General features: G+C 41.2%; 28 protein-coding genes. 20 read left to right on the top strand and 8 right to left on the bottom strand.

Going from position 1 to position 24,554, the window contains the following annotated elements:
• The first annotated feature begins 1 nt into the window (after position 1).
• Positions 2–481: a DUF3299 domain-containing protein gene (locus M9899_05200; GenBank protein MCO5113553.1), complete on the top strand. Its 480-nt coding sequence runs from the start codon at positions 2–4 to the stop codon at positions 479–481.
• A 2-nt stretch (positions 482–483) separates the two neighbouring features.
• On the opposite strand, the gene M9899_05195 is transcribed toward M9899_05200, so the two are convergent.
• Both M9899_05195 and M9899_05190 read right to left on the bottom strand, forming a co-directional pair.
• Positions 484–858 carry a GreA/GreB family elongation factor gene (locus tag M9899_05195; protein MCO5113552.1) on the bottom strand — a complete coding sequence of 125 codons (375 nt, stop codon included), beginning with the start codon at positions 856–858 and terminating at the stop codon, positions 484–486.
• Positions 859–1,174: 316 nt separating this feature from the next.
• A complete protein-coding gene (locus M9899_05190; protein MCO5113551.1) occupies positions 1,175–1,435 on the bottom strand; it encodes a hypothetical protein in 261 nt (86 codons plus the stop codon).
• Positions 1,436–1,698: 263 nt separating this feature from the next.
• Between M9899_05190 and M9899_05185 the strand changes: the two genes are divergently transcribed.
• The 8 genes from M9899_05185 to nqrM are packed head-to-tail and all read left to right on the top strand — an operon-like array spanning position 1,699 to position 8,918.
• The gene (locus M9899_05185; protein ID MCO5113550.1) at positions 1,699–3,051 is read left to right on the top strand and encodes a Na(+)-translocating NADH-quinone reductase subunit A; all 1,353 of its coding nucleotides are present in this window, start codon (positions 1,699–1,701) and stop codon (positions 3,049–3,051) included.
• Positions 3,052–4,257, top strand: a complete 1,206-nt coding sequence (locus M9899_05180; GenBank protein ID MCO5113549.1) for an NADH:ubiquinone reductase (Na(+)-transporting) subunit B — start codon at positions 3,052–3,054, stop codon at positions 4,255–4,257.
• Entirely contained in the window at positions 4,247–5,065 is an 819-nt protein-coding gene (locus tag M9899_05175; GenBank protein ID MCO5113548.1) for a Na(+)-translocating NADH-quinone reductase subunit C, read from the top strand. The genes M9899_05180 and M9899_05175 overlap by 11 nt, the downstream gene beginning before the upstream one ends.
• Positions 5,065–5,685: an NADH:ubiquinone reductase (Na(+)-transporting) subunit D gene (locus M9899_05170; protein ID MCO5113547.1), complete on the top strand. Its 621-nt coding sequence runs from the start codon at positions 5,065–5,067 to the stop codon at positions 5,683–5,685. Before M9899_05175 ends, M9899_05170 begins: the two co-directional genes overlap by 1 nt.
• A gap of 9 nt (positions 5,686–5,694) precedes the next feature.
• Positions 5,695–6,306, top strand: coding sequence for an NADH:ubiquinone reductase (Na(+)-transporting) subunit E (gene nqrE, locus M9899_05165; protein MCO5113546.1), 612 nt, complete (start codon positions 5,695–5,697; stop codon positions 6,304–6,306).
• A 27-nt stretch (positions 6,307–6,333) separates the two neighbouring features.
• Positions 6,334–7,557 carry an NADH:ubiquinone reductase (Na(+)-transporting) subunit F gene (gene nqrF / locus M9899_05160; GenBank protein ID MCO5113545.1) on the top strand — a complete coding sequence of 408 codons (1,224 nt, stop codon included), beginning with the start codon at positions 6,334–6,336 and terminating at the stop codon, positions 7,555–7,557.
• On the top strand, positions 7,557–8,699 hold the full coding sequence (locus tag M9899_05155) for an FAD:protein FMN transferase (GenBank protein MCO5113544.1): 1,143 nt from the start codon (positions 7,557–7,559) through the stop codon (positions 8,697–8,699). The genes nqrF and M9899_05155 overlap by 1 nt, the downstream gene beginning before the upstream one ends.
• A gap of 12 nt (positions 8,700–8,711) precedes the next feature.
• Positions 8,712–8,918: a (Na+)-NQR maturation NqrM gene (gene nqrM, locus M9899_05150; GenBank protein MCO5113543.1), complete on the top strand. Its 207-nt coding sequence runs from the start codon at positions 8,712–8,714 to the stop codon at positions 8,916–8,918.
• A gap of 50 nt (positions 8,919–8,968) precedes the next feature.
• Here the strand turns inward: nqrM and M9899_05145 are convergent, their stop codons facing one another.
• Positions 8,969–9,580 carry a superoxide dismutase gene (locus tag M9899_05145; protein ID MCO5113542.1) on the bottom strand — a complete coding sequence of 204 codons (612 nt, stop codon included), beginning with the start codon at positions 9,578–9,580 and terminating at the stop codon, positions 8,969–8,971.
• Between the two features lie 186 nt (positions 9,581–9,766).
• On the opposite strand from M9899_05145, the gene M9899_05140 reads away from it, so the two are divergent.
• The 6 genes from M9899_05140 (at position 9,767) to M9899_05115 (ending at position 15,377) form a co-directional block, all read left to right on the top strand.
• Entirely contained in the window at positions 9,767–10,783 is a 1,017-nt protein-coding gene (locus M9899_05140; protein MCO5113541.1) for a TerC family protein, read from the top strand.
• Positions 10,784–10,901: 118 nt separating this feature from the next.
• Positions 10,902–11,813 carry a phosphate/phosphite/phosphonate ABC transporter substrate-binding protein gene (locus M9899_05135; protein ID MCO5113540.1) on the top strand — a complete coding sequence of 304 codons (912 nt, stop codon included), beginning with the start codon at positions 10,902–10,904 and terminating at the stop codon, positions 11,811–11,813.
• On the top strand, positions 11,810–12,595 hold the full coding sequence (gene phnC, locus M9899_05130; GenBank protein ID MCO5113539.1) for a phosphonate ABC transporter ATP-binding protein: 786 nt from the start codon (positions 11,810–11,812) through the stop codon (positions 12,593–12,595). Before M9899_05135 ends, phnC begins: the two co-directional genes overlap by 4 nt.
• A complete protein-coding gene (phnE, locus tag M9899_05125; GenBank protein MCO5113538.1) occupies positions 12,585–13,673 on the top strand; it encodes a phosphonate ABC transporter, permease protein PhnE in 1,089 nt (362 codons plus the stop codon). Before phnC ends, phnE begins: the two co-directional genes overlap by 11 nt.
• A 2-nt stretch (positions 13,674–13,675) precedes the next feature.
• Complete coding sequence (locus tag M9899_05120) at positions 13,676–14,068, top strand: hypothetical protein (GenBank protein MCO5113537.1); 393 nt, start codon at positions 13,676–13,678, stop codon at positions 14,066–14,068.
• A 7-nt stretch (positions 14,069–14,075) separates the two neighbouring features.
• Positions 14,076–15,377 carry an NAD(P)/FAD-dependent oxidoreductase gene (locus M9899_05115; protein MCO5113536.1) on the top strand — a complete coding sequence of 434 codons (1,302 nt, stop codon included), beginning with the start codon at positions 14,076–14,078 and terminating at the stop codon, positions 15,375–15,377.
• Positions 15,378–15,395: 18 nt separating this feature from the next.
• On the opposite strand, the gene M9899_05110 is transcribed toward M9899_05115, so the two are convergent.
• Entirely contained in the window at positions 15,396–15,983 is a 588-nt protein-coding gene (locus M9899_05110) for a hypothetical protein (protein MCO5113535.1), read from the bottom strand.
• 246 nt (positions 15,984–16,229) lie between these two features.
• On the opposite strand from M9899_05110, the gene M9899_05105 reads away from it, so the two are divergent.
• Both M9899_05105 and M9899_05100 read left to right on the top strand, forming a co-directional pair.
• Positions 16,230–18,290: a sodium-translocating pyrophosphatase gene (locus tag M9899_05105; GenBank protein MCO5113534.1), complete on the top strand. Its 2,061-nt coding sequence runs from the start codon at positions 16,230–16,232 to the stop codon at positions 18,288–18,290.
• 207 nt (positions 18,291–18,497) lie between these two features.
• Positions 18,498–19,637 (top strand): acyl-CoA desaturase, encoded by a 1,140-nt coding sequence (locus tag M9899_05100; protein MCO5113533.1) that lies wholly within the window; start codon positions 18,498–18,500, stop codon positions 19,635–19,637.
• A 194-nt stretch (positions 19,638–19,831) separates the two neighbouring features.
• Here the strand turns inward: M9899_05100 and M9899_05095 are convergent, their stop codons facing one another.
• Positions 19,832–20,152 carry a hypothetical protein gene (locus M9899_05095; protein ID MCO5113532.1) on the bottom strand — a complete coding sequence of 107 codons (321 nt, stop codon included), beginning with the start codon at positions 20,150–20,152 and terminating at the stop codon, positions 19,832–19,834.
• 329 nt (positions 20,153–20,481) lie between these two features.
• The gene (locus M9899_05090; GenBank protein ID MCO5113531.1) at positions 20,482–20,670 is read right to left on the bottom strand and encodes a hypothetical protein; all 189 of its coding nucleotides are present in this window, start codon (positions 20,668–20,670) and stop codon (positions 20,482–20,484) included.
• A gap of 90 nt (positions 20,671–20,760) precedes the next feature.
• Here M9899_05090 and M9899_05085 point away from each other — a divergent pair, with 90 nt between their 5' ends.
• A complete protein-coding gene (locus tag M9899_05085) occupies positions 20,761–21,597 on the top strand; it encodes a CDP-diacylglycerol diphosphatase (protein MCO5113530.1) in 837 nt (278 codons plus the stop codon).
• On the opposite strand, the gene M9899_05080 is transcribed toward M9899_05085, so the two are convergent.
• Both M9899_05080 and M9899_05075 read right to left on the bottom strand, forming a co-directional pair.
• The gene (locus tag M9899_05080) at positions 21,592–22,074 is read right to left on the bottom strand and encodes a methylated-DNA--[protein]-cysteine S-methyltransferase (GenBank protein MCO5113529.1); all 483 of its coding nucleotides are present in this window, start codon (positions 22,072–22,074) and stop codon (positions 21,592–21,594) included. The two genes, M9899_05085 and M9899_05080, sit on opposite strands and share 6 nt — an antisense overlap.
• 112 nt (positions 22,075–22,186) lie before the next feature.
• The gene (locus tag M9899_05075) at positions 22,187–22,594 is read right to left on the bottom strand and encodes a CoA-binding protein (protein MCO5113528.1); all 408 of its coding nucleotides are present in this window, start codon (positions 22,592–22,594) and stop codon (positions 22,187–22,189) included.
• Positions 22,595–22,846: 252 nt separating this feature from the next.
• On the opposite strand from M9899_05075, the gene M9899_05070 reads away from it, so the two are divergent.
• Positions 22,847–23,218 (top strand): metalloregulator ArsR/SmtB family transcription factor, encoded by a 372-nt coding sequence (locus M9899_05070; GenBank protein MCO5113527.1) that lies wholly within the window; start codon positions 22,847–22,849, stop codon positions 23,216–23,218.
• A gap of 3 nt (positions 23,219–23,221) precedes the next feature.
• A complete protein-coding gene (locus M9899_05065) occupies positions 23,222–24,547 on the top strand; it encodes a TolC family protein (GenBank protein MCO5113526.1) in 1,326 nt (441 codons plus the stop codon).
• Positions 24,548–24,554 lie beyond the last annotated feature (7 nt).

Below are 24,554 nucleotides of genomic sequence, written 5' to 3'. Positions count from 1 at the left end.
CATGACAAAAAAACGAAGAGTTCTGAGTCTTACGGGTGTCCTACTGCTTATAGCCGTAGGTTTTTTTGCAATGAACCTGTGGAATGAGGGTGCAAGCGATAAACCTGTAGAGATAGATTGGTATCTGTTAAGTAAATTGGATTATAAAACAGGAGATGCTCCGAGAGAGTTAAAGCGTTTACATAATAAAATGGTCAAAATGCCAGGGTTTGTGGTGCCACTGACTGATAATTACAGCGTGCTCAATGAATTTTTATTAGTGCCTAACGCTCAAGCCTGCATACATGTCCCGCCACCGCCACCGAACTTGATTGTGCATGTGCATCTTAAAAGTACTTTGCCAATGCGACAGGTGCATAATCCTTCATGGGTGACAGGCATCTTAAAGATTGAAACTTCAACCAGCATCCACGGTCAGTCCTCTTTTAAAATGGTGGATGCTGAGATGGAAAAGTATGTGCCTCCAAGACGAAGGCGTTAGTTTTACTTTACACTTAAAATTTTGAAATTTTTGATATTCCCATTGGGCATAGGCCACTTGTATTCCTGCCCCACGGCCAGTCCAATCACAGCCATACCCATAGGAGTCAGAATGGACACCATGCCTTCATCTGCATTGGCATCTTTGGGAAGAACCAACTGAAATGAGCTTTTGGTGTCTTTATCTAAATCTAAAATTTCTACAGTTGTATTTAACCCGACGCGATTTTCGGGCGAAGCATCGCCTTCGATGACTTGTGCGTCACTGATCTCTTCTTCTAAAAGCTCCATAGCTTCTGTGGCATTGACAGACATAAGGGACATGATCTGATCAAAGTCCTTTTGGCATAAGACGAGTTTTGGTTTTTCTGTTTTCATTTGAACCTCTCTGTTAGGGGGTTGGGTGTGCTTTGTGTTGTCGGTGAAATTTTGTAGTGAGATTTTGTAAACTTTGGCTTATCGCGAGTGCAATGGACTCGTTAAGGCGTTGCGGATAGAGATGCTCTTAGGAGTCTCTGCAACATATTTAAAAAGGGCCAGATCAATCTTATACATAAACGCAGTATAAGGCCTGCGAAAAAAATAAACAACCCCATACACGTTGTGATATGGGGGTTGAGTGCTCTTTTGGTCTGTGAAGTGTAAAGCACCCCACATTTTTTGTGTTCAAAAAGCTAGGTAAGGGTTTGACAGATTATTTACAAGTCGCTGTGACAACGTACCAGTCATTTTTTTTGACTGTGGTTTCTATACATCTGCGGTCAGCATCGTAACAGTCAAATTCTGTATAAGCTTGGCCATCTTCATCACGTGTTTTGATCGCGTCACCCTCACACCAAGACACGTAGTCAATTTTGATTCCAGGAGGAACCTCGTCATCAATAGCAAAAGCGGCTGGAGTAAAAACTCCTGCTGAAAAAACAGACAAAATTAAAGTTAACAATAAAGACTTCATGGATACCCCCGTACTTTCTGCCTAGCAGTTACCATAAAGCAGCATCTTCGAGCAATATCATTTAGATATTATGGTTACAGATACAACACTGTGCATTGTTTGTGAGCGTGAGCCTCTGGCTATTCGTAATTCTTGAGCGTATTATCTCTTCGTTTGCAATATTGATAGCCTTTAGCATTATTACTTAAGACTTAATGATTTTGAGGTTCTTTAGTACAAATGCCAAGGTCAGTGATTTTATAAATTATTTCAGGTGGTCAAGCATGAAATTTAAAATTCGTAAGGGTTTGGATTTACCTATCATGGGTGGGTTAAGCTCTCAGAAGATCGAAGGAACCAAGACAACAAAGCAAGTAGCCATAGTGGGCTTGGACTATATTGGGATGAAGCCGACTATGCTGGTCAAAGAAGGCGACACTGTAAAGATAGGCCAACCTCTTTTTGAATGTAAAAAGAATGTGGGCGTGGTTTACACTTCGCCTGCCGCAGGTGTCGTCAAAGAGATTCGTAGAGGCGAGAGGCGTGCTTTTCAAGCCATCATTGTGGATGTTGCTGCCACTGAAGAACAAGTTCAATTTAAAAACTATTTGGGAAAATCAGTTGCAGAACTCACAGCAGAGCAAATCAGAGCCTTGCTAGTAGAGTCAGGGGAATGGACAGCCTTAAGACAACGCCCTTATGAAAAGATTCCCGCGATAGATTCAACTCCTCGTTCTATTTTTATCACAGCTATTGATACGAACCCCTTGGCATTAGATCCAACGGATATTGTGAATGCACGCAAAGAAGACTTTGAAGCAGGAGCGTTGGCTCTAAGCAAACTGACTTCAGGAAAAGTGTATCTATGTGTGAAGGACCAATCTCAAATTGCGGTTCCTTCTGTGAAGTCTCTTGAGAAGGTAGAGTTTGCGGGTCCACACCCTGCAGGAAATCCAGGGACTCATATTCACTTTGTCGATCCAGTAAATCCTAACAAAGCCGTGTGGCACATCAACTATCAGGATGTGATCTCTATTGGAGCTTTATTTAAAACAGGAAAGCTAGATTTAGAAAAAGTGATTTCGCTTGCGGGTCCCATGGTTCAATCTCCAAAGGTTGTTAAAATCAGACGAGGCTCTCATCTTGATGACATTATCAGTGGAGAACTAAAAGAAGGACCAGTGCGTGTGATTGCGGGTTCTGTATTTAATGGCAGAAAATCTACACCAGAAGTGTGCTATATGGGCAGGTACTACAACCAAGTGTCTGCGATTGCAGAAGATGCCACCCGCGAACTTTTAGGATGGCAATCTCCTGGTTTTAATAAGTTTTCTGTGAAAAGAATCTATGTTTCTAAATTATTGCCACTTAAGAAATTTGCGTTCACTTCAAATCAAAACGGTTCACACCGTGCCATCGTTCCCATTGGTTCTTACGAGCGTGTGATGCCTTTAAATATTCTTGCCACACAGCTAGTGCGTTCATTGGTGTCTAAAGATACAGATATGTCACAAGACTTGGGTTGCCTAGAGCTGGCAGAAGAAGACTTGGCACTATTAACATTTGTGGATGTGGGCAAGACAGATTTTGGACCCGTATTAAGAGAAAATTTGAATATCATTGAGAAGGATGGCTAGATGAAATTTGTAAGAAACTTTCTTGATAATCAGCACAAGCACTTCGTAAAGGGAGGAAAACTAGAAAAGTTTTACCCCATGTACGAAATGATAGATACTTTTTTGTACACTCCACCAGATGTGAGTTCTGGTGAAGTTCATGTTCGCGATGGCATTGATCTAAAAAGGACAATGATCACTGTGGCGATGGCCTTAACACCCATCATGTTTTGGGCCATGTACAATACAGGGTACCAATCTCAGTTGGCCTTAGAAGGTATGAGTAAAGATACAATTTTAGGGTGGAGAGGAGATATCTTTCACGCCCTTGGATTTATGGTCAGCTCATCTTCTGTTTTAGGTTCCATAGTTTTGGGTGCCCTTTACTTCCTGCCCGTCTTTCTGGTAACCAACTTAGTTGGGGGTTTTTGGGAAGCTATATTTGCCACTGTACGTAAGCATGAAATCAATGAAGGATTTTTAGTGACGGGGATGTTATTTCCGCTGATTCTACCACCTACGATTCCTCTTTGGCAGGTCGCTATTGGTATCAGCTTTGGAGTGGTTTTGGGAAAAGAAGTTTTTGGTGGAACAGGAAAGAACTTCTTAAACCCTGCTTTAACGGCTCGTGCGTTTTTATTCTTTGCTTACCCTGCACAAATCTCTGGGGATTTGGTTTGGACAGCTGCTGACGGATTTTCTGGGGCAACACCCTTAGGTGCAATTGCGTTAGAGGGAATGTCAGCGGTGACTTACTCTTGGACTGAAGCCTTTATGGGTTTGATGCCTGGGTCTATGGGCGAGACTTCGACATTGCTGTGTTTATTTGGAGCCTTAGTGTTGATTGCAACAGGCATTGGTTCTTGGAGAATCATGCTCAGTATGACTTTAATGGCAGCGGCGACAGTACTCTTATTCAACTTCATCGGTAGCGATACGAACCCGCTCTTTGCGGTGCCTCCAGTATGGCATTTTGTTTTGGGTGGTTTTGCTTTTGGGTGTGTCTTTATGGCTACCGATCCAGTGAGTGCGTCTATGACTCAGGTAGGGCAGTATTTCTATGGTGCACTGATTGGGTTTGTGGCGATCATCATTCGTGTGGTGAATCCTGCTTTCCCTGAGGGTGTGATGCTTGCCATTCTGTTTGGTAACGTGTTTGCCCCATTGATTGATTATTTTGTTATAAATGCCAACATTAGAAGACGGAAGTTAAAGTATGGACAATGAAGCAATAAAAACCTTAGTAGTCGCAACGATACTATGTGTAGTGTGTTCGGTTTTGGTGTCAGGTGCTGCGGTACTTTTAAAACCTATGCAAGATATCAATAAAGAACTAGATGTGAAGAAGAATTTGCTTTTGGCATCAGGTTTAATTCATGAACCCGTTACTAAGGCAGAGATTGAAGAGGCTTACACGCAAATCAAAGCTGAAGTGATAGACTTAGCTACGGGTGAGGTGACGGACATCAACCCAGAGACCTTTGATCAGGCTAAAGCCACCAAAGATCCTGAAATGGGTATGTTCATCCCTGCAGAGAAAGATGTATCTGGGATTAAGACACGTTCTAAGTTTGCTCCAGTCTATAAATATATCAAAGACGATCAAGTAGAAATGGTTGTGCTTCCTGTATATGGAAAAGGTTTGTGGTCAACGATGTATGGTTTCTTGGCTTTATCTTCGGATGCACAAACAATTAAAGGCTTGGGCTTTTATTCTCATGGAGAAACGCCTGGGTTGGGTGGTGAAATCGACAATCCAAAATGGAAAGAGTTATGGATTGGAAAAAAAGTCTTTGATAACAACTTCAATGTGGAAGTGAAGGTTGTTAAAGGAGCAGTGTCAGAGTCCACTCCTCAAGCGGATTACAAGGTAGATGGCCTGTCTGGCGCGACGATCACCAGTAATGGGGTAACCAATATGCTTCGTTATTGGTTGGGACCAGATGGCTTTGGTCCATTTCTTAAGAAATTATCTACGGGTGCGGATCATTCAGAGCATAAAGAAGAGTCAGCAAGCATGGAGGAAGGTGCATAATGGAAAAAATTAAAAAGGTTTTATTTGAACCTCTATTTGCAAATAACCCAATTGCATTACAAATCTTAGGAATCTGTTCGGCACTTGCTGTGACCACAAAAATGGATAAGGCACTGGTCATGAGTGTTGCTGTGACCTTAGTGACAGCCTTTTCTAGTTTTTTTGTGAGTTTAATCAGAAATTATATTCCTTCTAGTATTCGTATTATTGTTCAGATGGCCATCATTGCCTCTTTAGTGATTGTGACAGATCAAATTTTAAAAGCCTATGCTTACAGTTTAGCAAAAGAGATGTCAGTCTTTGTCGGCTTGATCATCACAAACTGTATTGTGATGGGAAGAGCAGAAGGGTATGCAATGAAGAATCCGCCTATCATGAGCTTTCTAGATGGGTTTGGAAACGGGCTGGGATACAGCTTGATCCTTATCATTGTGGCTTTTTTCCGTGAAATTTTTGGTAGTGGAAAATTATTAGGATACACAGTGCTTAAGCTTGCTAAAGATGGTGGTTGGTATGAGCCCAATGGTATGTTGCTGCTTGCTCCAAGTGCGTTTTTTATCATTGGACTTTTGATTTGGGCTTTAAGAACTTGGAAGACCGATCAAATTGAAGAGGCATAGAGGTAAGACATGTTAGAGCATTATTTATCATTATTTATAAAATCAGTTTTTATCGAGAACATGGCATTAGCCTTCTTTTTGGGAATGTGTACTTTTCTTGCTGTTTCTAAAAAAGTTAAAACGGCTATGGGGCTAGGTATCGCTGTTATTGTAGTTCAAGCTTTAACGGTGCCGTTGAACAATCTTATGTATAATTATCTTTTACGTGAGGATGCTTTGAAGTGGGCTGGCGTTGAAGGAGTTGATTTAAGCTTTCTGGGATTCATATGTTATATTGGGTTGATTGCAGCTGTGGTACAAATCCTAGAGATGACTTTAGATAAATACTTTCCTGCTCTCTATAATGCCTTAGGCATCTTCTTGCCTTTAATTACAGTGAACTGTGCTATTATGGGGGGCTCTCTTTTCATGGTGGAAAGAGATTACACTTTTGCTGAATCTGTAGTGTATGGTGTAGGATCGGGCTTTGGCTGGGCGCTTGCTATTGTGGCTTTGGCCGGTATTCGTGAAAAATTAAAATACTCGGATATCCCTCCTGGTTTAAGAGGTTTGGGAATTACGTTTATTATTGTGGGTTTGATGGCACTTGGATTTTTATCATTCTCAGGAATTCAACTTTAATTTGAGACGAGCATTTAAGGATAAAACATGGAATTGATCATTTTAGGTGTAGCAATGTTTACGGTCGTGATTCTCGCTTTGGTGGGGATCATTCTAGCTGCCAAATCAAGATTGGTGGCCTCAGGTCCCGTCACGATTAACGTTAATGGAGAAAAAGATCTGGTTGTAAAATCAGGATCAAAGCTTCTAAATACATTGGCGGATAACAAGCTGTACGTTTCAAGTGCGTGTGGTGGTGGTGGAACTTGCGCTCAATGTAAAGTTAAAGTTTTTGAAGGTGGCGGTGACATCTTAGAAACTGAAACGTCACACATCAATAAGCGTGAAGCTCGTGAAGGCACTCGTCTTTCCTGCCAAGTGACAGTAAAACAAAATATGAAAATCGAAGTTCCTGAAGAGGTCTTTGGTGTGAAAAAGTGGAACTGTAAAGTTCGCTCTAACCACAACGTGGCCACTTTTATTAAAGAACTTGTGCTTGATCTGCCTGCTGGTGAATCTGTACCTTTCCGTGCAGGCGGATTTATTCAAATCGAAAGACCTGCAGGATTAAACATCGACTTTAAGAGTTTTGATGTGGAAGAGGAATACCGTGGTGACTGGGACAGATTTAATTTATGGCAGTATAAATCAAATGTGTCTGAAGAAACAGTAAGAGCCTATTCTATGGCCAACTATCCAGAAGAAAAAGGCATTATCATGCTTAACGTGCGTATTGCCACTCCTCCACCAAATAAACCCAATGTTCCTCCTGGAATTATGTCGTCTTATATTTTTGATTTAAAGCCAGGTGATGATGTGATCATTTCTGGGCCATTTGGTGAGTTCTTTGCTCGTGATACGGATAAAGAGATGGTCTTTATCGGTGGTGGCGCGGGTATGGCTCCTATGCGTTCTCATATTTTTGATCAGTTCCGTCGTATTAAAACTAAACGTAAAGCGACATTCTGGTATGGGGCTCGTTCAAAAAGAGAAATGTTTTATGTGGAAGATTTTGATGCCATTCAAGCAGAGAACGAAAACTTCAAATGGTATGTGGCACTGTCTGATGCTCAGCCTGAAGACAACTGGACGGGCTACAAAGGGTTTATTCATAATGTGCTCTTCGAGCAATATTTGAAAAATCATCCTAACCCAGAAGATTGTGAGTACTACTTGTGTGGTCCCCCAATCATGAACCAAAGTGTGATCAATATGTTATTAGACCTAGGAGTTGAACGCGAAGACATCATGCTAGACGATTTCGGTGGCTAATGAAAAAGTCAGTAAGTGCTTTTTTGAATTACAGGGACCTCTTAACCAGAGTCCCTGTTTTTGTTTTGATCTTGTTAGTACTGCAAGCTTGTAAAGATAAGCCTATCCATTTGGAAGGCCCAACAATGGGCACACATTACTCTATTAAGGCTGAACCTGATATCAAAGTAGACCATGCTTTATTACAACAAGAAGTGGATGATTTGCTCAAAGAGATCAACAGACAGATGTCGACCTACCTTTCAAGTTCTGAAATTGGCCGAGTCAATCACACTTATGAAGATAAACCGATGTATATCAGTTCATGGTTTGCGCAAGTCTTAAATTATTCTTTAGAACTAGCTCAAGACACTCAAGGTTTTTTTGATCCAACAGTAGGACCACTGGTGAACTTGTGGGGTTTTGGACCTGGAGTCAGAAAAGCAAAAGCCCCCAGCCAAAGTGAAATCAATGCGGTTTTGAAGTATGTAGGGTATGGCCGAGTTCGTCTAAAGCCTGCTGACAATGAGAAGTGGTTGCTGGAAAAGACAGACAGAAGAGTTCGCTTGGATCTTTCAGCAACTGCGAAGGGTTTTGCTGTAGATAAAGTTTCGGAACTTTTAACTTTAAAAGGTTTAGTGAATCACTTGGTAGAAATTGGTGGTGAGATTAAAGTTCGAGGAGCTAAAGCCAGTGGCGAACCTTGGGTGGTGGCCATTGAAAAACCTGTGCAGGGTCAAAGAGGGGGAATACAGTTGAAGTTTCCCCTTAAAGACTATTCGATTGCAACATCAGGCTCTTACCGCAACTTTTTTGAAGAGGGTGATAAATTTTATTCACACACTATCAATACCAGAACGGGACGTCCTGTTCCCCATGGTTTGCTTTCGGTGACGGTTTTAGATTCGTCTTGTATGAAAGCAGATGGATTAGCTACGGCACTTATGGCGATGGGGCCTAAACTTGGTCTACAATATGCCGAAAAGAGTAATATAGCTGCCTACTTCATCATTGCTCCACCCGCAGCGAAGAAGCCTACCACAAAAGATGATGCAGGCGAGGAAGCAGAGGTTGCGGCTGATGTGAAGTTGCTTACAAAAGCCACAAAACGCTTTACAGAACTGAGTGGTGGTGTTTTAAATAAGGCAGATCAAAACCCATAAAGGGAGGTAACAATGCTTACATATTTTCTAGTCACTTTATTAGTGTTTTCTTTAGGAGTGTTTGCCTTGGCTTTAGGAGTGATCTTTAGCAATAAACCTATAAAAGGTTCTTGTGGCGGTTTAAATACAGTTATGGGTGAGAAGGCTAAGCCTTGTGCTTGCGGTGCCCCTGTGTCTTGTCAAGATATCAGCGCTTTAGAGAAGAAACAAAAAGTATAAAAAAAGGGACTTGCGCCGAGCAAATCCCTGATCAAATCAATAATTAAATTTTAGCCTTTGGCTTCAGCATCGTATTGAGCGACTTGTTTCCAGTTCACTACTTTCCAAAAGTTTTTCAAATAGTCTGCGCGTTTGTTTTGATATTTGAGATAGTAAGCGTGCTCCCAAACGTCTACGCCTAAAATAGGTGTGCCTTTCACTGCGGCGACATCCATTAGAGGATTATCTTGGTTAGGAGTAGAAGTGACTTCTAGTTTTCCGCTGCTATTACGAATCAACCAAGCCCAGCCTGATCCAAATTGTGTGGCTCCTGCTTTTTCAAAAGCCTCTTGGAATTTTTCAAAAGAACCAAAAGTACTTTCAATTTCTTTTTTTAAATCTGCTGGAATCTGCTTGTTGTCGTCTTTGTTGGTCATCACAGTCCAAAAGAAGCTATGATTCCAGTGACCACCGCCATTGTTTCTTACTGCATTACCACGTGAAGAGATGTTCTTTAGCAGGCTCATCATATCAATGTCTTCATTGTCGATAGCGGCGTTAAGGTTATTCACATAAGCTTGGTGGTGTAAACTATGGTGAATTTTCATTGTGGCTTCGTCTACACATGCTTCAAGAGCGTTTGTGGCATAAGGCAGCTCAGGTAATTTAAAGGGAGAACGCATAGTATTTAATTTTTCTAAAGTTTCAGACATCTTTGACCTCCTGTTACGAATGATTAACGGTATCCCCAAGTGGGATAAGGGCGCTTGTTTCAATAAAGAAGCTGCACGGGCATCATACCAGACTTTCCATAAAGGTGGTAACGCTGGAGGTTGCTTTTGGATTTCTGCTTCTATAGAATGGCCCCCATGCCAAGTGAAGTCTTGTTTCCTCTTGTTGATTATTGGTGGGCCTATATTGGCTTTATTATCTTTGTCTGTCTCATGTTAGCTTTAGATTTGGGAGTGTTTCACCGTAAAGCTCACGCTGTGAGTATTAAAGAAGCGGCGGTATGGACTGTCGTGTGGATATCTTTAGCCTTAGTCTTTAATGTGTTATTTTATCTCTACAGTCTGAATAAATTCTCTGCGGATCCAAATTTTTTAAGCACGTGGGGAATGCCAGCTGCTGACAAAGCCAAACAGGTGGCTCTTGAGTTTTTGACAGGGCTTGTGATCGAGAAGAGTTTGGCTATGGACAATATCTTTGTCTTTGTGTTGATCTTTTCTTATTTTGATATCTCTTTAAAATATCAACACCGAGTGTTATTTTTTGGGATACTAGGGGCTCTTGTGTTCCGCGCTATTTTTATCGCCTTAGGCTCTATTCTGATGCAGTTTCATTGGGTGTTGTGGGTGTTCGGTGGCTTCTTGATCTTTACGGGTTTGAAATTGGTCTTTGGGGGAGAGAGTAAAGTCGATCCTGAGAAGAACTTTCTCATCAAATGGATACGTAAGATTTATCCTGTGACCTCAGAACTACATGGACAGAGTTTCTTTGTGGTGCTGAATGGGGTGAAGCATGTCACTCCTTTATTTTTAGCACTCGTATTCTTAGAACTTTCAGATGTCATTTTTGCAATTGACTCTGTACCTGCCATCTTTGCTGTGACCAAAGAGCCTTTTATTGTGTTCACGTCTAATATTTTTGCCATTTTGGGCTTGCGAGCGATGTATTTCTTTTTAGCTGGGATTGTGGATCGTTTTGAGTACCTTAAATATGGCTTGTCTCTGGTGCTCATTTTTGTGGGTTTAAAAATGACGATCCTCAATGAGCTATTTGGTGGGAAGTTTCCAGTGGTGTGGTCCTTGGCCATTATCCTTACACTCATCTTGGGTTCAGGTTTGTTTTCTTGGATCAAAACCAAAAATTCTGGCACTCACTGATGTGTTGATAAAATAAGCAGATGTGAGCCAAACGCCTGCGTCATAGCTCTATCCTCTTGGCCCTTAAGTAATGATTTGTTAATTCTAAATAGCTCAAAAATTTTACTCGGGGGTCGAGATGAAGCGTGCCTTACTGCTGGTTATGATGTGTTCCATGGCATTAACAATGGGATGTACTCGCCGTGAACGTGGCGAAATTGGATCGGCAACTAATCCCATCAAATTATTTTTCGTCCCTTCAGTAGATGTGAAGGTCATCGAAGACACCTCTTCAGTTTTAGAAAAGTACTTAGAAGAGCACACGCCTTACAAATTTAAAGTCAGTATCCCTACAAGTTTTATTGCCGTGGTGGAAGCTTTCGGCACCAAGCGGGCGGATGTGGCTTCGATCAATACTTTTGGGTATCTCTTAGCTCATGAAAAGTATGGAGCCCAAGCCAGACTGACAGTCATTCGTTATGGTGAGAGTTCTTACAAAGCGCAATTCTTGGCAAGAGCCGATGGCCCGATCAAAAAATTAGAAGACTTAAATAACAAAACCATTGCCTATGTAGATCCATCCTCTACCAGTGGATACTTAATGCCCCTCAAGGTTCTTAAAGACAGACAGATTAAACCTAAAGATAATATGTTTGCTATGAGGCACGACAATGTGGTGTCGATGATTTATCAGGGGCAGGTGGATGCGGGGGCCACGTTTTATTCTCCAAAGGCTGATGGGGAAATCCAAGATGCCAGACGCTTAGTGAAAACTCAGTACCCTGATGTGGAAGAGAAGGTCAAAATTTTAGAGCTTACAGAGTCTATTCCCAATGACCCCGTTGTCTTCCGTAAAGATCTTCCAGAAGAAGTAAAAAATAATATTGTAAAAGCCCTAGAGGACTTTGTGCAAACAGAAGAAGGCAGAGATACCTTTCTAAAGCTGTCTTCAGTTACAGGCTTTATTCGTGCTACGGATGAGGACTATGCTCCTGTGGTGAAAATGTTAAAAGATCTAGGTAAGTCAGCAACAGAAATGGTGAATCAATGAGTAGTGAGCAAAATGCAAAGCCGATTTTATCGGTCAAAAATCTGACTAAGACCTATGATAATGGCGTGCAAGCTTTAAAGGGTGTGAGCTTTGATGTGTACCCAGGTGAGTTTTTGGTCATCATTGGGCTGAGTGGTTCAGGAAAGTCCACTCTACTTAGATGTCTGAATCGTTTGCATGACCCTACATCGGGTGAGATCAGCTTCAATAATCAAAGAATTGATAATATTAAGGGGCGTGAGATTTTAAATCTTCGTCGTCGCATTGCTATGATCTTCCAGCACTTTAACCTGATTCCCAGACATTCTGTGATGAGCAATGTTCTTATGGGACGCTTAGGTGGTATGGGTACGTTTAAAAGTGTCTTTAAAATGTTTTCTAAGCAAGATCGTGAAAAGGCTTTAGAATATCTAAAACTTGTGGGTATTGAGAACAAAGCTCGCGTTCGTGCGGACCAATTATCAGGAGGACAACAGCAACGCGTGGCTATTGCTAGAGCTTTGACACAAGTTCCTGAAGTTCTGTTGGCTGATGAACCCGTTGCCAGCTTAGACCCAGCGACATGTCATGTGGTGATGGACTATCTTAGAAAGGTAAATCAAGAATTGGGAATCACCATGATCTGTAATTTGCACTTTTTATCTTTAGTCAGACAGTACGCCACACGTGTGATCGCTCTTAAGGGTGGGGAAATCGTATTTGAAGGTAGTCCAAGCCATATTGATGAAGCATGGTTTGCAAAGATTTATGGTGAAGGCGCTAAGGAGGTCCATGTCAACTAGTAGTAACAGCATAGGAGCGGTTTACTCTCCTAAGAAGATTTTTTTTGACGCCTTATTTTTCAGTTATTCGGTTTTAGTGTTTTTCTTTTTAGGGATTCAGATCATCTCTTTATTCAGTGATAGCTTTTTGTATATGGACCAAAAATGGGCTGTAGCTAACATGTCGATGATGGCTAGTGTTTATGCCGTGTTGCTTGTGGTCTGCGCGGGTGTGGCCGTGCTTTTTTATAAGTTGGGATTTTCAACTTTAGGAGATTATTTATTTTCTAATGCCAATCGTAAGCAAGACATTATCGAGCAAGGTTTTTTCACAAGCGTTTATGGTGTGCATTTAACGCTTACATTTCTGGCGACTTTAATTTTAAGTATTTCAGTAACAGAAGCCAGTTGGTATGAGCTGACAGACCCTGATGGTTTTGAAGGAGCGACCAAGTTATTTCAAGGACTATTGAATGCCAATCTGGGTCTATTGCCGATGGCTATTGTGGAGGTGGTTGAAACCATCTTTATCGCTTTCTTGGCTACAGTGATCGCGGTACCTATAGCTTTTGTGCTTTCGTTTTTGTGTTCTAAAAACATTATGGTGCATCCTGTGGCTTTTGCTTTTTATGCCCTGTTAAGAACTTTATTAAACATCACTCGCTCAGTGGAACCTTTAATTTGGGCTATTATTTTTACGGTCTGGGTAGGTATTGGTCCTTTTGCAGGGATGCTTGCTTTATTGATTCACTCGGTGGCCTCTTTAGCTAAGCAGTATTCAGAAATCGTAGAAGGCGTTAGTGATGGACCTATAGAAGGTATTAAATCTACTGGGGCCAACGCCGTTCAGACAGTGTGGTTTGCGATTGTGCCGCAAGTGGTTCTGCCTTACATCGCGTTTACTATTTATCGTTGGGACATCAACGTGAGAATGGCCACCATCATTGGTCTTGTCGGTGGGGGCGGTATTGGTACAATGTTGATCAAATATCAAGGTCAAGCTATGTGGCCCGAAGTGGGTTGTATTATTTTAGTGATTGCAGTTGTCGTGTGGGTGATGGATGCAGCATCGGCGTACATACGTGAAGCATTGAAGTAGCTATGAAAACTTTGATAAGAAATTTATTTTTTGTAAGTCTTGTGCTCAGTAGCACCAGTGCTTTTGCTTTTCCTATTTTCTTTTGGCAGCAGCTAGGCTTTACAAAAAATCGCCCAGAAAAAGTAACAGAGGCTCAAGAGCAGGCCACCAGAATGGCTGTGACAAAGGCTTATGAAGGAATCATCACTGAATCTGACATTTGGGGTTTAGAACATTACGAAAATAACACAGCCAACTGTGCCCATATTATTCGAGGGTATGTGCAGATCACTCATACAAATGACTCTAACACCTATTGGTTTTTGGTGTGCTTGGAAGGGACTTCAGAAAAATTTCAAGGCACACTCATCTATAACGGTATTGTTATGGATTCAGAGTCTTCTTGGTGGCGGTAAAGTTCAAGTGACAAAAGTTTTGATTATAGGTGGCGGCTTTGCAGGTTTAAATGCCGCCAAATATTTCGAAAACAAAAAAAACATTCAAGTGACATTATTAGATCGAAAGAATCACCACCTTTTCCAACCTTTGTTGTATCAAGTGGCCACAGCGGGTCTTAATCCTGCGGATATTGCAGCTCCAATACGTGCGCAATTTGTGAAAGCTCCAAACATTAAAGTAGTATGGGGAACAGCAAAAGAAATTTGTTTGCAAGAAAAAAAGGTCGTTGTTCGTGAACGTCATGGTCACGGGCTAGGGTATTCAGATTCCGTCATTGAATATGACTATCTGATTGTAGCTTGTGGAGCTAACCATAGTTACTTTGGCAAGCCCGAGTGGGAAGAGTTTGCTCCAGGTTTAAAATCCGTAGAACAGGCAACAGAGATACGCCGTCGTATTTTAGCGGCATTTGAACGGGCCGAAAATGAAGACTCAGCTGAAATTCAGCAAGCGCTTTTGACCTTTGTGGTTGTGGGCGGAGGGCCCACAGGTGTGGAAATGGCGGGAGCTATTGCCGATATCAGCAGAACTGTTTTGGTGAAAGACTTTCGCAGAATAGATCCCAGTAGTGCGCGTGTGATTTTGGTAGAGGCAGGATCAAGAGTGCTTGCTGCTTTTGACGAAAGTCTTTCTGTCAAAGCGCAAAAGGCTTTAGAAAAGTTAGGCGTTGAAGTTTACACGCAAATTCGAGTCACTGAGATCAATCATAATGGTGTGCAAATGTGCACAGATCAATTTATTCCTGCAAGAACTGTTATATGGGCAGCTGGAGTGGAAGCGGTTAGACTCAAATGGACTCCAGAAGTTGAGACTGATCGGGCAGGACGAGTCATGGTAGGACCAGATTTGGCTGTATCACAGTTTTCAAATGTATTTGTTATTGGTGATATGGCTCATATCATCAGTGAAGGAATACAAGTTCCTGGTTTAGCTCCCGCAGCGATCCAAGCAGGCAAGTATGCGGCAAAGACAATCTTAAGTGAAGTCTCAGGCCAGGCTCAACGTAAGCCCTTTAAATATATAAACAAAGGGATCATGGCCACTATCGGGAAAAAAAGTGCCATTGTTCAATCGGGCAAGCTTAAATTTTCAGGATTGTGGGCATGGTACACATGGCTGTTCATTCATATTTTTTATCTGATCGGGTTTAAGAATAGAATTTCAGTTATGGCTCAGTGGGCATGGAGCTACATTTTTTCTAAACGTGGTTCACGATTGATCACAGATAAAAATTGGCGTTTAGGCAAACGCACCGATCACACATAGGGAAATATCAATAAATTTTTATTTACAACACGGAACTTCAGGGTTGTAGTTTTTGTTAGGAACTAAAATCACCTGACCATTGATCACTTGTGATTCTTTGTTGTGGTTCAAAAAAAACTTAAAAGCAATGTTGGCATCAGGGCGACCTGCAAGTCTGCCTTTGCCACATTTATCGAGCTGATTAAAAAAAGATTTTTGCTGTGGAGCAGGGGATGTGGCAAAGCGTTTGTAATCCTCTTTGGTCAGAATCAGGTAAGAGGCATCTGTTTTTTTGTTTTTGCCAGCCCCCACATCGGAAAGAACTTCGTGCTGAACCTTAAGCCACTTGTCTTTGGATTTCACTTTGACCTTTTTGTAGACCTTATTTTTCACGAGTCGGTACACTTTTTTATCTTGGTACACCAGATACAAGGATTTATCTGTGCTGTTTTGCAATTTTACTAGCTCACCGTCGTTTTCAATAGTGATAAACTGAGCAAGATCTTCGGGAGCATCAAGCACCACTTCGGGTTTCCACCACTTTGACTGTGTGCAATCTAAGAAACTAGCTTGAGCACTTGTAACAAGACATAGAGCAAGACTTGTGATCCAAAGCTTTAGCGCCATAGTATTTGATCCCCTTTTGTGTGAGTGGATAAAAACAGTCTATCTTAGTAAACAACTAACTGCCTAAGAGTTTTTTGTTTTCATGGCGATCTCTCAACAAAAGTCCTTGCTTAAAAAATAAGCAATACGGTGAGGGCTTTTTGCTCAGCACGTAAATTTCACTTTATTCGCTTTGTCATTTTTTTGATCTGTGCTAGTTCATTATAGTTAAACCTTTATTCAAATTATCTTTTTAGGAGATTAAGCATGATCGAGAATTATCTAATGGCTCCAGCTTTGGCGGGTGGTTTAGGTCTAGTCTTTGCTCTGGTTTTATACTTCAGAGTGAAGTCCCAAGAAACAGGCAATGAGGACATGAATCGAATTTCACAATATGTTCGTGAAGGGGCGATGGCCTTTTTATCTCGCGAGTATAAGGTTCTTGCTATTTATGCCCTAGTGGTTTCAGTTGCTTTAGGTGTGTCACCTTTAGGTTGGTTGGCGTCAGCCTGTTTTGCTTTAGGTGCGTTCTTAAGTTTGCTTGCTGGTTTTTTTGGAATGAAAGCTGCGACCTATGCCAACGTTCGTACGGCTCAAGCCGCAAGAACGGGTTCAAAGTCAAAGGCACTTCTTGTTGCCCTAGACGGTGGTGCAGTCATGGGTCTATGTGTGGCGGGCTTAGGACTGTTAGGAATTGGTGTGCTGTCTCAAATGTATTGGGGCACGGATTCTTTAGGAACTGTGATTCACTCTTTTGCTGTGGGAGCTTCATCTATTGCTCTGTTTGCTAGAATTGGTGGCGGTATTTATACCAAAGCCGCAGACGTGGGTGCAGACATCGCAGGTAAAGTCATTGAAGGCATTCCCGAAGATGATCCAAGAAATCCTGGAGTGATTGCAGATAACGTTGGTGACAATGTGGGTGACGTTGCAGGTATGGGTGCAGATATTTATGAATCTATGATTGCGGCCATCGTTGCCGCAATGGCGATTGCACTGACCGTAAACACAGACGCACTTTCAAATTTAGTGACAGGAGATGCAGACATTAGAACAACAGCTTTGTTCTTACCGTTACTGCTTTCAGCATTAGGGATTGGAATTTCCATGCTCACGATTTTTGTGACACGACTTCTTTCTAATTCTTCACCAGCCATGGTTTTACGTTTGGCTTTATTGATTCCACCTATTCTTTTAACTATCGCCTCTGCGATCTTGATGCCCATTTGGGGAATCAGCCAGGCCGTGACTCAAGCTCTTGCGGCAGGTGCCATTGGTGGAGCTTTGATTGGTCTGATCACAGACTATTACACCAGTGCTCGTCCCATTAAGTTAGTGGCGGAAGCCTCTATCACTGGACCAGCGACCAACTTAATTCGTGGTTTAGCTGTAGGTATGGAATCTGTAGCTGTGTCATTAGCTGTGGTGATTGCTTCGGCGTATGTGGCAGACATTGCTTTGGGCTTATACGGAATAGCTATTGCTGCCGTAGGTATGCTTGCAGGTACTGCTGTAGTGATGACTGTGGACGCTTATGGTCCTATCGCTGACAACGCGGGTGGAATTTCTGAAATGTCTGGTTTGGGACCAGAAACAAGAGCAATCACTGATGAACTAGATTCTGTGGGTAACACCACTGCGGCCATCGGGAAAGGTTTTGCGATTGGTTCTGCTGTACTTACTGTGGTGGCATTATTTAGTGCTTTCAATATGGAAGTCAACCATGTGCGTGTGCTTAACAACTTAGATGAGATTGCTCTGAACCTGACTTCTTCTGGTGTTTTGATTGGGCTTTTAATTGGTTCAGTTTTGCCATTCTTAGTGGCGGCAACAACTATGACCGCAGTGGGTAGAGCGGCCCAAAGTATTGTGGTTGAAATTGGAAGACAATTTAAAGAAATCACAGGTCTTCTTGAGGGCAAAGCTGATCCTGACTCAGCAAAGATTGTAGACATCACAACTAAAGCGGCTCTGTTTGAAATGATTGTTCCTGGTTTGATTGCTGTACTTGCTCCAGTTGCAGTGGGTTTTGTGTTAGGTCCTATTGCGTTAGCGGGGATGCTTGCTGGTGCTTTAGCTGTTGGAGCCACCATGGCTTTATTTATGGCTAACGCAGGCGGAGCTTGGGACAATGCGAAGAAGTACATTGAAAAAGGAAACTTAGCGGGTCACGCTAAAGGTTCTGAGGCTCATAAAGGAGCTGTTGTGGGAGACACAGTGGGTGATCCGTTCAAAGACACTTCTGGTCCAGGTGTGGCCATTCTGATTAAGGTGATGAGCGTGGTCTCTTTAGCCATTGCTCCTTTGATTGCAACAATTGGTGGTTAGGAACACTTAAAATTTAAAACTTTTTAAGAAAAGTGCCTATGGCTCTACTTAAAAAGAAACGAATATAAGAGCCTTGGTCGTGATGACTAGGGCTTTTTTTGTATCTGGACCTTTTTATGAGGATTTCATTGAGCGGGACGATAAAGATAGATTGTTCATCACTTTCTGTTATTCTTGTAGCAGTTCATTAAGGGGGAGGTAACAACCATGAAACCCAATTATAAATTATCTAATCTAGATATATTGCCCACTTTATTTTTAACTCTGACACCTGTTACTGCTGTGGTTTTGACCGTTTGGTATATCATGAGCGGAAATTTCAGCTGGTGGTCTATAGTTCTGTTTGGTGTTTTTTATACAATCACAGCCATGTCGATCACGGGCGGATACCACAGACTGTTTTCGCACAAGTCTTACGAGGCCAGCACATTTGTGCGCTTGATGTATGCTTTGTTTGGTGCGGCAGCATTTCAAAACTCAATTTTAAAGTGGGCCACTGACCATAGAATTCATCATAGATTTGTGGATTCTGACAAGGACCCCTACTCTATTAAAAAAGGTTTTTTGTATGCCCATATAGGCTGGATGCTTTTTAAAGAAGAGCAACACCCTCACTACAAGGCTTATCAAAGAGACCTAGTGAATGACAAGATCGTGATGTGGCAGGATAAGTACTACGTGCCCATTGCTATTTTTATGGGATTGATTTTGCCAGGACTGTTAGGGTTGTGGATATTTAATTCCTTCTTAGGTGGTTTGGCCTTGGGTGGATTTATGAGACTGGTGTGCGTGCACCATGGCACATTCTTGATCAATTCGTTAAGTCACTGGTGGGGAAAGCAGACCTATACAGATCAAAATTCTGCTAAAGATAATCTATTTGCTGCTTTTTTAACTTTTGGTGAGGGTTATCATAACTTCCATCATTTATTTGCTAACGACTACAGAAATGGAATCAGATGGTATCACTGGGATCCCACAAAATGGTTGATCAAGTTCAAAGCAAAGTTAGGTTTGGTTTATAGCTTAAGAAAGGCTCCTGAAGAAGAGATCTTAAAAGCCAAATTGTTAATGGATGAAAAGCGTTTAGCGCAAAAGACTTCGGTAGATCATTATGCTCATTGGCAGATTCATCTTGAGGATTTAAAAGCTAGGTTGCTTGAGGCGCAAACCAAAATCAACGCTTTAAAGAAAGAGTATGTGAAGCTTAAAGCCGAAAAGACACAAGACTATAAGCGAAGAATGGATGAGATTAAACGTCAGTGGCAAAAAGAAAAGTCTGAGTGGTTGATCAGTTATAAAATCTGGCGACTGACTTTAAAGCGCGCCATGCTGTCCTTTGCATAAAAAGGCACTGCATATTTAGGGTCACTCGGAAAGTCATTTGGTGAGCCCTAATAAATATAAGACATACATGTAGAACATAAGATATAAAATATGCGTATATGAATACAAAAAAAAGCCTAGGTAAACCCTAGGCTTTTTTTGTGAACTTCACTCTCTCTTATGTAAGGAGAGGCTGGGGCAGGCGATAAAGACCTCTAGTTGGTTTTTCTTACTGGGTCGTTGGCTTTATCTTTTGCACTGTCATAAGTATTTTGTATCTTATGTTTTGCTTTTTTGGCTTTGCATTCCATTTTGCCATTAACGAGTTCACAAGTTTCATCTTTGGCTTTGCGATAAGCTTTTTTGGTTCCGTCTCTGACATCTTCATAGGCTTCTTTGGTGACGTCTTTGGTTTTTTCATATCCAGCTTCTACTTTTGCTCCCACAGTCTTTTGTTGATCTGCTGCTGAGGCATAAAAGACGGGAGCTGACAAAGACATAGCAAGTACGATGGACGCTAATACGGATTTAGACATTTAAGACCTCCTATAATTGGTTCTTGCTTTTAATTATATGTGTCCAAATTGTCTTTTTCTTGAAGGAGTTACGCGATCTTTGTTTAGAAAAGTACATGAATTACATAAAAATTGTGTTAATTTATTAGCAATCAGTTCAATATGGTCATGTGAACCTAAGGAAATGGGCAGATTATGATTCGAAATAAAGCATTAAGAGTCATGGTTTTTTTATTGGGCTGCTTATTTCTCTTGATAGGGGTCGTTGGTGCCTTTGTGCCCTTACTACCTACTACAATCTTTATTATTCTAGCGGCATGGTGTTTTATCAAAAGTTCACCCAAAACCCATCAACGTCTTCGAGAGAATAGAGTGGTAGGCCCGTCGTTGATTCGGTGGGAAGAACGAGGAGCTATTTCTACACAAGCAAAGTGTCTGGCGATTTCCATGATAGCCTGTTCCTTGGGAATCATTTGGATTACAGTTGAAATTCTATGGGTTAAAGTTTTAGTGACTGTGATTTTATTTTGCTGTTCCATTTATATTGCAACTCGACCTAAATCCTAAAATCAGAAATCAATTTGAGTGTTAAGAAACTGGCAAAAAGTTTATTTCTTTTTGAGACTATAATGTATAAATTTAAGTATAAAGCTTTAAAACTGAAACGAGAGGTGAATGTGCAACACGCTTTGAAGATGATAGCTGTGATATTTATGTTTGTGTTCTGTGCGGGTTGTGGAAGTGCAAGTCGAAATAAACCTTCCGATGTCTTGTGGAATATTGTCAGTAAACAGTGTCTTGCTCAAGGCGAATATAAAAACCAAAAGGTCAACCCATGTATCCATGTTGACACTAAAGAGGGGATAGATGCGGGACATGTTGTTTTTAAAGACCGTGTCGGTGTCTTACAATATCTTCTGATGCCCACGGCAGACATTTCAGGAATGGAGAGTCCTAAGCTTTTAAAAGAAGATATTCCCAATTATTTTTATCTATCTTGGGAGGCTCGTCTTTATATGCAAAGAAAAATGCGTGACAAACTCAATCCAGAGCATGCGTCTCTGGCGATCAACTCACAATTTGGTCGCACGCAGAATCACCTGCATGTGCATATTTCATGTATCAAGCCTGATTTAAAAAAACAATTTGATGAACATGCCTCAGAGTTCAAACCCACATGGTCTGCTTTGCCTTTTGAGATCAGAGGACATTCCTATTTAGCTAAAAAAGTGACAGAAAAAGAACTTTCGGAAATGAATGTTTTTAAAAGTATGGCAGATGAAATTGAAGGGGCGGCAAAAAATATGGGTGAGTATGGTTTAGCCATGGTTGCTGTGGCTGATAAAAAAACTCCAGAAGGGTACGCTTTGGTTTTATTAGCCAGTAAAAGAGATGCGGCAACAAAAAACAGAGGCTCTGTAGAAGAAATTCAAGACCACGAATGTCGTATTATTTTCCCTTTATAAATTTTTGGTGTCGATGTGTTCAATATTAAGAAGTTTAATCTTTTTGTCTAGGCCCCCAGTGTACCCACCGAGTGTAGCATTGGAGGTGATCACGCGATGACAGGGGATAATAATGCAAATGGGATTTTTGCTATTGGCTGTCCCCACTGCACGACTGGCGTTGGCGTCTTTAATGCCTTTAGCAATATCTTTATAAGATTGGGTTTGGCCATAAGGAATTTTTAAAAGTTGTTTCCAAACCTTTTTTTGAAATTCTGTTCCATCAGGATCAAGAGGAAGGTCAAAAGAAGTTCTGTCTCCAGCAAAGTACTCTTGCAGTTGCTGTTCTAAAAGATCTAACAGACGTTGGGTGGAAGTGTCGTCTGTGTGTGTGGGAAGATTTTGTTTGTCAAAATAGATTCCCTTAATGGCTTTAGGTGAAGCCACAAGAAAAAGAGGACCTAAGGGTGATTTTATTTTTCGTTGTGCTAGTGTCATACAGTATCCTTTTAAAATTTTTTACAGTATTCAAAGTTCGTTAAATATTTACATTTTTAAGTTTCGAAAGTAAATAACTCAGTCTTTCTGGTAACTCCCACCAACAATCAAATTACCCCTTTTGATGTTCAATCACCAAACAATGGTTAGAGACCACTTGTAGACCTGCATCTTCTGCTTTTTGTTCTGCTTCGGCGTTGGAAATGCCAAGTTGGAGCCAAAGCACCTCAGTTCCTCCAAGAGATAAAACTTCATCTACGACAGAAGGAACTTTGTCTGAAGCACGAAAGACATCAACAAACTTGCGATAGTCCGCAGGCACATCACTGAGACTGGTGTAGATTTTAAAGCCACCAGCATTATGCTCCTTGGGATAAACACCAACGATGTCCCAGCCGTGTGATCTTAAATATTCAGGAACATGAAAACTGGCTTTAGTGCTGTCTGGACTCAGTCCATACACGCAGATCTTTTTATACTTTTCCATTAAGCTTTTGAGTTCAGATGTGTCGACATTCATGGGACCCCCTCGAAAGTGACTGTATTTTAGAATCTGCAACCACTTTCTTTGAACTTGTCTAAAAACTCAAGGCTTGACCTCGTGTGCACAGATTTAAGGACGAGACCTTTTGCGTTATCTAGTTAAAAACACACAGTATTCCTTTGTAAACGTTTTTTTTGAGACATTAGGCTTTAATTTTCTTTACAAATGTCGATTAGTATATTAGTTTATAAATATATGAACTAATAATTGGTGTAGGAAGGGCATATTATGGCAAAAACAAAGGGATATAAAAGAGCAACCAAAGAGATTTATGAGCTTCAAGCGGGAATATGTTCGGCACTGGCTCATCCAGTTCGCCTAGAGATTTTGGATATTTTAGGCGAAAGCGAAAAAAATGCGTCAGAACTTCTAGATACCCTTAAAATTCCCAAAGCGAATCTGTCTCAACATCTTTCGGTTTTAAAAGAGGCAGGTGTAGTTCAAGCCAGAAAAGAAGGACTGTATCAGTATTACAGTTTGGGCCTTCCTGGCATCAAAGAAGCTTGTGGAATGCTTAGAGTGCTTTTGATGACGCGAGTGACTCAGGAAGAAAAACAAAACTCTGAAATCGTTAAGGCTTTAAAATCTACAAAGGTTTAGTCTATGAAACATATCTATTCTTTTTTAATCTTATTAGCACTCACTACATCCACCACTTTGGGAGCACAAGAGTTTTCAGAGGTGTGGGTACAGATTGAGGCCCATTCTCCAGCTCATAAAGCCACAGCTTTGGAATATGAGTCAGCACAAATTTCTTATGAAATGTCAAAGCAACACTGGCTTCCGCAAGTGTATTTAAATGCTAATGCGTACCATACCAATGATCCTGGTGCTTCGTTTTTTGGTGTGATCCAACAAAGAGACCTACAAGCGTCTGATTTCAACCCTTCATTGATCAATGAGCCAGATGCCAGTTTATATGCACAAGGAGCTTTAGGGGTGAATATCAATCTGTATGAGGGAGGAATGAGCACCTCTAAACAAAAAATGATGGAGCATCTAAAAAATGCAAAAGAACATCATAGGAACCAAACTCGAGCCAGTCTGTATTTGGCTGTAGCTAAATCTTATATCGAAGTAGGTGTTTTAAATTATAAAGTAAAAGAGCTTAAAAATTTGCGTGATCAGGTAGATGGCTTATTAAAAAGATATCAGTTTGGTTCCCGTGAAAATCCAGTCGGGTATTCGGGACTGCTGGGGCTTAAATCTTTGCGTTTGCGCTTAGTAGGTCAGATCAGCCAATATTCTACCCACAGTCGGGCTTTACAGGAAACGCTACAAACCATGGGGTCACAGGTAGACATTTCGTCTTTGATGATTGCTGATCCTAGAGTTTTTGTGAAAAGAAATATATTTACAAAATCAAATCAAAATTCAAGTCAGGAGTCTTTTGAGCTTGAGGTGAAACTAGAACAGTCAAAGGCTTCGACGATGATGGCCGAGATGGAAAAAGCAAGATATCGACCTCGCATCGGAGCATTTGCAGAAACATACTTGTTTAATGGCAAGCGCGATACAGCCACAGGGTATACAGCAGGTGTGTATTTGCAATGGAGCCTATTTAATCCCTCAGATCGAGGGGTTTACAAAAAATCAAGGCTTCAAGCAGAAGCTTATGGTCAGTATGCTCAAGCACTAAGAGTGCAACAAGAGGCTCAGAAGAACGCATTTCAAAAACAGCTTACTGCTATTGATGAAAACTTGGATCTTTTGAATCAATCTGCCAAAGCTATGGACGAACAGCTTAAGACAATGGAAAGGCTTTTTAAAAATGGCTCTATCAATGCCTTACAGCTTGCCGAAGTGTTTAATCGCCGAGCGGATGTCATCGCTCAGACCTTTGAGGCGGCACAAAGCTATGTTGAATCCGCAGAAAAATCATCCCAACAGACTAAATTCGATCCGAATCAAATATTGAAAGTGAAATAGGTGGATT

This window comes from Pseudobdellovibrionaceae bacterium (assembly GCA_023954155.1).
In the GTDB taxonomy this organism is placed as follows: Bacteria; Bdellovibrionota; Bdellovibrionia; order Bdellovibrionales; family UBA1609; genus JAMLIO01.
Note: the sequence above shows the minus strand (reverse complement) of the source record. Positions and strands in the feature narration are given on the sequence as shown.

Coding starts and splice junctions, on each gene's coding strand:
- M9899_05070 (MCO5113527.1), top strand. CDS start 22,847: ATGGCAAAAACAAAGGGATATAAAAGAGCAACCAAAGAGATTTATGAG.
- nqrM (MCO5113543.1), top strand. CDS start 8,712: ATGCTTACATATTTTCTAGTCACTTTATTAGTGTTTTCTTTAGGAGTG.
- M9899_05120 (MCO5113537.1), top strand. CDS start 13,676: ATGAAAACTTTGATAAGAAATTTATTTTTTGTAAGTCTTGTGCTCAGT.
- M9899_05075 (MCO5113528.1), bottom strand. CDS start 22,594: ATGAATGTCGACACATCTGAACTCAAAAGCTTAATGGAAAAGTATAAA.
- M9899_05080 (MCO5113529.1), bottom strand. CDS start 22,074: ATGACACTAGCACAACGAAAAATAAAATCACCCTTAGGTCCTCTTTTT.
- M9899_05090 (MCO5113531.1), bottom strand. CDS start 20,670: ATGGAACAGCAAAATAAAATCACAGTCACTAAAACTTTAACCCATAGA.
- M9899_05145 (MCO5113542.1), bottom strand. CDS start 9,580: ATGCGTTCTCCCTTTAAATTACCTGAGCTGCCTTATGCCACAAACGCT.
- phnE (MCO5113538.1), top strand. CDS start 12,585: ATGTCAACTAGTAGTAACAGCATAGGAGCGGTTTACTCTCCTAAGAAG.
- M9899_05110 (MCO5113535.1), bottom strand. CDS start 15,983: ATGGCGCTAAAGCTTTGGATCACAAGTCTTGCTCTATGTCTTGTTACA.
- nqrF (MCO5113545.1), top strand. CDS start 6,334: ATGGAATTGATCATTTTAGGTGTAGCAATGTTTACGGTCGTGATTCTC.
- M9899_05200 (MCO5113553.1), top strand. CDS start 2: ATGACAAAAAAACGAAGAGTTCTGAGTCTTACGGGTGTCCTACTGCTT.
- M9899_05100 (MCO5113533.1), top strand. CDS start 18,498: ATGAAACCCAATTATAAATTATCTAATCTAGATATATTGCCCACTTTA.
- M9899_05190 (MCO5113551.1), bottom strand. CDS start 1,435: ATGAAGTCTTTATTGTTAACTTTAATTTTGTCTGTTTTTTCAGCAGGA.
- nqrE (MCO5113546.1), top strand. CDS start 5,695: ATGTTAGAGCATTATTTATCATTATTTATAAAATCAGTTTTTATCGAG.
- M9899_05180 (MCO5113549.1), top strand. CDS start 3,052: ATGAAATTTGTAAGAAACTTTCTTGATAATCAGCACAAGCACTTCGTA.
- phnC (MCO5113539.1), top strand. CDS start 11,810: ATGAGTAGTGAGCAAAATGCAAAGCCGATTTTATCGGTCAAAAATCTG.
- M9899_05105 (MCO5113534.1), top strand. CDS start 16,230: ATGATCGAGAATTATCTAATGGCTCCAGCTTTGGCGGGTGGTTTAGGT.
- M9899_05195 (MCO5113552.1), bottom strand. CDS start 858: ATGAAAACAGAAAAACCAAAACTCGTCTTATGCCAAAAGGACTTTGAT.
- M9899_05140 (MCO5113541.1), top strand. CDS start 9,767: ATGCCAAGTGAAGTCTTGTTTCCTCTTGTTGATTATTGGTGGGCCTAT.
- M9899_05085 (MCO5113530.1), top strand. CDS start 20,761: ATGTATAAATTTAAGTATAAAGCTTTAAAACTGAAACGAGAGGTGAAT.
- M9899_05095 (MCO5113532.1), bottom strand. CDS start 20,152: ATGTCTAAATCCGTATTAGCGTCCATCGTACTTGCTATGTCTTTGTCA.
- M9899_05135 (MCO5113540.1), top strand. CDS start 10,902: ATGAAGCGTGCCTTACTGCTGGTTATGATGTGTTCCATGGCATTAACA.
- M9899_05185 (MCO5113550.1), top strand. CDS start 1,699: ATGAAATTTAAAATTCGTAAGGGTTTGGATTTACCTATCATGGGTGGG.
- M9899_05175 (MCO5113548.1), top strand. CDS start 4,247: ATGGACAATGAAGCAATAAAAACCTTAGTAGTCGCAACGATACTATGT.
- M9899_05155 (MCO5113544.1), top strand. CDS start 7,557: ATGAAAAAGTCAGTAAGTGCTTTTTTGAATTACAGGGACCTCTTAACC.
- M9899_05065 (MCO5113526.1), top strand. CDS start 23,222: ATGAAACATATCTATTCTTTTTTAATCTTATTAGCACTCACTACATCC.
- M9899_05170 (MCO5113547.1), top strand. CDS start 5,065: ATGGAAAAAATTAAAAAGGTTTTATTTGAACCTCTATTTGCAAATAAC.